We start from the raw sequence: 4,387 nt of genomic DNA, 5'->3' as shown, positions 1-4,387 counted from the left end.
TCAATAGCCACTCTCGCCTTAAATGATGAATCAAATTTTCTACGCATCTTTTTCATTATTTTATCCTTGTTTAAGTTACTAAGTTTTAACTAAACAAGTGGTCTGAATTTGTAGAGGTATTATAGTTGGTATTAATTTCAATAAATTATTACCTTAACACAAGCCCAAAAGATATAAAGATTTTCTCCTTAAAAATTGGTCAGTTCCTTTTGCAACTGCGTCTGTTTGTATACTTGTAGTATGAGGTGGCTCCAAAAAACGGCACACATTTTTGCACATCCTGATGCAAAATGAAAGACCCAAAAACGTTAAAGACTCGTAGGAGCTATGACGCTGAGTTCAAGCAAGAAGTATTTAGAATGCTGGCTTCTGGTAGAAGCGCTAAGGAAATCTCGGAAGCGTTTGGAATTGCCGAGAATCTTCTCTATCGTTGGAAAAGGATGGCAACAAAAAAGACGAAATCGAATACAGGAGTAAATACCAGCGATAGGACAACGAAGTTGGCTGCCGAAGTTGCAAAACTACGTGCAGAAAATGAGCGTTTAAAAACTGACCGCGAGATACTAAAAAAGGCCTTAGGTCTCTTGAGCCAGTCCGACTCAGGGACGTCTATGAGCTGATTTACTCATTTTCTCGGACACAAAAGATCAGTTCTTTGTGCTTACTTTTTGAAGTGAGCCGGACAGCTTACTACCGCTACCGGCAAGGAAAAACCCATAACGCTGACAAGAAATATAATCGACCAAAGCATGAGATACGGACCGAATTTATTCAGAATTTTAAGCGATACGGTAGCAGACGCATTAAGGAATCCTTGAAACAAAAGGGGATAAAAATCGGCCGTAGGAAAGTTGCTGAAATCATGCGAAAAGAAGGGTTAAGAGCTATTCAGCCACGGAAATTTATTCCAAGAACAACGGATAGTAGGCATGGAAAACGGGTATCTCCCAATCTATTGTTGGGGCAGCCCAAGCCAAATAAACCTAATCAAATGTGGGTTTCGGATATCACGTATATGCCTCTTAAAGGTGGAAAATGGGCGTACTTATGTGTTTGGATCGATTTATTCTCACGGCAGGTGGTTGGATGGCAGTTAGGTGATAATATGCGGGAAAGTCTTGTTAGGGAACCATTGGAAAGAGCTCTTTTGAGGCGTAGGGTAAAGCCAGGTATGATTATACATTCTGACCGCGGCGGTCAATACTTGTCGCATAAAATGAAAAAATTGATCAAGACTTTTAAATTGAAACAGAGTATGTCCCGGGCCGATGATCCATACGACAACGCCTGGGCTGAGTCATTCTGGAGCCGGCTGAAGGCCGAATTGAATATGCCAAAAGGCGGTTACGAGAGCATCGAAAAATTAAAGTCTGCTTTATTTGAATACATTGATGGATATTACAATACAAGAAGATTGCATTCTTCTTTGAACTATTTAAATCCAGTAGCTTTTGAAGCCGAATATTACCGACAAACTGGATAAGAATTGAAGTTTTTAATATTTACTAACCCGCAAAAGTGTAAACCAAAACGGAACCACGTCAGTATTATCTATTTTTTCAACATGAAAATCCCAAAATGGAAAGCATATCAAAACCAGGTGGGAGATTTTTTTAAGAAACTTGGCCTTACGTCATTTGTTGAGCATAAAGTTGATGGGGTAAGAGGAAAACATTTGGTAGACGTCTATGTAGAAGGGAATATTCACGGTATCTACTTTATGTGGATAGTTGAATGCAAAGCATGGAACAGCAATGTGCCAAAGGAGAAAGTTTTGGCTCTTCAATCTATAATAACTGACGTTGGTGCAGACAGAGGATTTCTTTTATCTGAGAAGGGCTTTCAATCTGGTGCGTTGCGGATAGCTGAGAAGGCAAATATTACGCTTACGAGTTTATATGATTTAGGCCAAACCATACAAACAGATTCTGTAATCGGTAGGATAAGCTGGCGAGTGGAAAAAGCTACCCTGAGACTAAGAAAGCTAAAAAAAGACAATTTTAAAAACCATTATATTCCTCCTATGACTGCTATAATGGGAGAGTTATTCATCCTTCAAAATATTCTCGGGGAAGCATTAGATCATGAATATCCCATTCAGTACAGCCATGGTCAATTTTTAAATTCTTTCGAGGAATTTGTGAAGTATGCAGACGACATATTGCTTAGAGCAGAGTCTTGGACGTTATAAATTCATTATATTTTATTGAGATAAGTCCTTTTAGATAAATGAGTGTGTCGTAGAAATTATTGAAAGGGTAAAAGTGATCAGTTTATGAACTCCATTTAAAATGTCTTTTAGCACAAATGAACTTACTCTTACATTGTATCTTTTGGTCAAATCACATAAAATATGTGCTCGTTCACCAAATTTTGTCTAACGTCTCAGTTATAATAGGATGGTTGAATTTTCAAACTACTCGGATAGATTCCGCCTAATGGAAGCACGTAAATGATTTGCTATGAAAAAATCATAAAGGGATGTATTTAAAACATGATAATATCGACGACTTGTTGAGAGAAGTCTATTCTGAGCTCCTAAAAAAAGAATTTGATGTTTTTACTACTCGCAGCAAGACATGTGAAATACTTGGAGCAGTTTTATGTCTTGAAAATCCACGTGCGCGGCTCAGTAGAACCGAATCGCGAGGGCTACCATTTAGTGCCTTGGGTGAATTTCTGTGGTATATGAAGGGTGACAATACCTTGGAATTCATTGAATATTTTATCCCCCTTTATGAAAAAGAAAGTGAAGACGGAAAAATATTTGGGGGATATGGTCCAAGAATATTTAACATGCGAGGTATAAATCAGATCGACAATGTAGCGAATCTTCTCCACTCTAGACCAACTTCTCGAAGAGCCGTTATTCAACTTTTCAATGCTGAGGATATCCATGTGATTGATCGCAAGGAAGTGCCATGTACATGTACTCTGCAATTTTTTATAAGAAAGGATAGACTTGATATGATTACTCATATGAGGTCCAATGATGCATTCAAAGGGCTGCCACATGATATTTTTGCCTTCACAATGCTTCAAGAATTTCTAGCGTCGAGACTGACGGTCGGCTTAGGAACCTACATGCACATGGTGGGAAGCCTTCACTTATATGAAGTAGACGCTGATCAAGCGACCAAATATTTATCACTTGGATTTCAAAGTAGGCAAAATTATATGCCCAGCATGCCAACAAGTGACAATACAAAAGATATTTCCTACCTTTTAGATATTGAAGCAAAGGTACGAAAACGCCTTCCGGTATCATTTGAGATCAGTAATTTGTCTCCTTATTGGGCAGATTTGGGAAGGTTACTTTGTATATACCGACTAGCGAAAGATGGTAATGTTAATGAAATAGCGACGTTGAGAGGAGCAATGGATTCAAAAGTGTATGATACTTACATTGAGAAGCGTTTGGCTAACTTGCAGAAAAAATCCATATAGAATGATAGCCGAACTATCTAAATTAGTAAACCAAATACACAATCCTATCTTATCAGAATCTTATGTTATACAGTGGGGAGCTCCAATTCCATCATTCGGAGATTGGACTTCTGCAAAAATAGCAACGGTTGGCATTAACCCTAGTAATAGAGAATTTGTTAAAGGTAGTGGCGCAGAATTAGAAGGTAGTGAGAGAAGATTCCATACTTTGAAATCATTATCATTGACAGATTGGTCTGAGGCAAGTTCAACACACCTTAATTCTATAGTTAGCACATGCAAGGAATATTTTAAGAGCAATCCATATGATAGCTGGTTTAAAAAGTTAGATTTTCTTCTATCTGGAACTGAATATTCTTACTATTTTCCTTCGTATTTAGCATGCCACCTGGATTTGGTACCTTACGCCACTAGTTGTAAATGGGGAAACTTATCTATTAAAGAAAAGACAAACCTACTATCATACACTGGTGATATTTTAGGGCATATTATTAATGAATCCTCAATTCTAATTTTAGTATTAAATGGAAAATCAGTGGTCGATAATTTTGAAAAATTAGCTGATTTAAAGTTAGATAGACAAATTATATCAAGTTGGACCTTACCCCGTAAAACCTCAACCGGAGTAGTTGGTTATGGCTATCAGGGACATGTCAAGGAGATTGGTGGAGTGAGACTTAATAGATCAATCCCTGTAATTGGATATAATCATAATATTCAAAGCAGTTTTGGCGTAACAAATGAGGTGTTAATTGAGATTAAAAAATGGATTGCAAGTAAAGTTGATGAAATTGTCAGATGAGATATAGAGACCTATGATACCTCGATTATGTTAGACCACTAATTTAGGTTTGTTAGTTGTTTTAGGCGCACATTTCAAACAGCTCTGCAGGCTTTTTTCGATCTATTCCCTGGTGCGCTCTGAAATGATATCTATCCA

5 protein-coding genes are annotated in these 4,387 nt (G+C 37.5%); all 5 read left to right on the top strand.

What is annotated here, in order from left to right:
- Positions 1-290 precede the first annotated feature (290 nt).
- The 5 genes from FEM33_RS20610 to FEM33_RS20590 all read left to right on the top strand — a co-directional run bounded on the left by FEM33_RS20610 (position 291) and on the right by FEM33_RS20590 (position 4,249).
- Positions 291-620 (top strand): transposase, encoded by a 330-nt coding sequence (locus FEM33_RS20610; RefSeq protein ID WP_138281700.1) that lies wholly within the window; start codon positions 291-293, stop codon positions 618-620.
- 35 nt (positions 621-655) lie between these two features.
- Positions 656-1,483 carry an IS3 family transposase gene (locus FEM33_RS20605; RefSeq protein WP_229209227.1) on the top strand — a complete coding sequence of 276 codons (828 nt, stop codon included), beginning with the start codon at positions 656-658 and terminating at the stop codon, positions 1,481-1,483.
- Positions 1,484-1,564: 81 nt separating this feature from the next.
- A complete protein-coding gene (locus tag FEM33_RS20600) occupies positions 1,565-2,191 on the top strand; it encodes a restriction endonuclease (RefSeq protein WP_139013878.1) in 627 nt (208 codons plus the stop codon).
- A gap of 290 nt (positions 2,192-2,481) precedes the next feature.
- Positions 2,482-3,447, top strand: coding sequence for a thymidylate synthase (locus FEM33_RS20595; RefSeq protein WP_138280706.1), 966 nt, complete (start codon positions 2,482-2,484; stop codon positions 3,445-3,447).
- 1 nt (position 3,448) lies between these two features.
- A complete protein-coding gene (locus FEM33_RS20590) occupies positions 3,449-4,249 on the top strand; it encodes a hypothetical protein (protein WP_138280707.1) in 801 nt (266 codons plus the stop codon).
- Positions 4,250-4,387 lie beyond the last annotated feature (138 nt).

The organism is Dyadobacter flavalbus, assembly GCF_006149045.1.
GTDB lineage: Bacteria > Bacteroidota > Bacteroidia > Cytophagales > Spirosomataceae > Dyadobacter > Dyadobacter flavalbus.
This window is presented reverse-complemented; position numbering and strand designations above follow the sequence as displayed.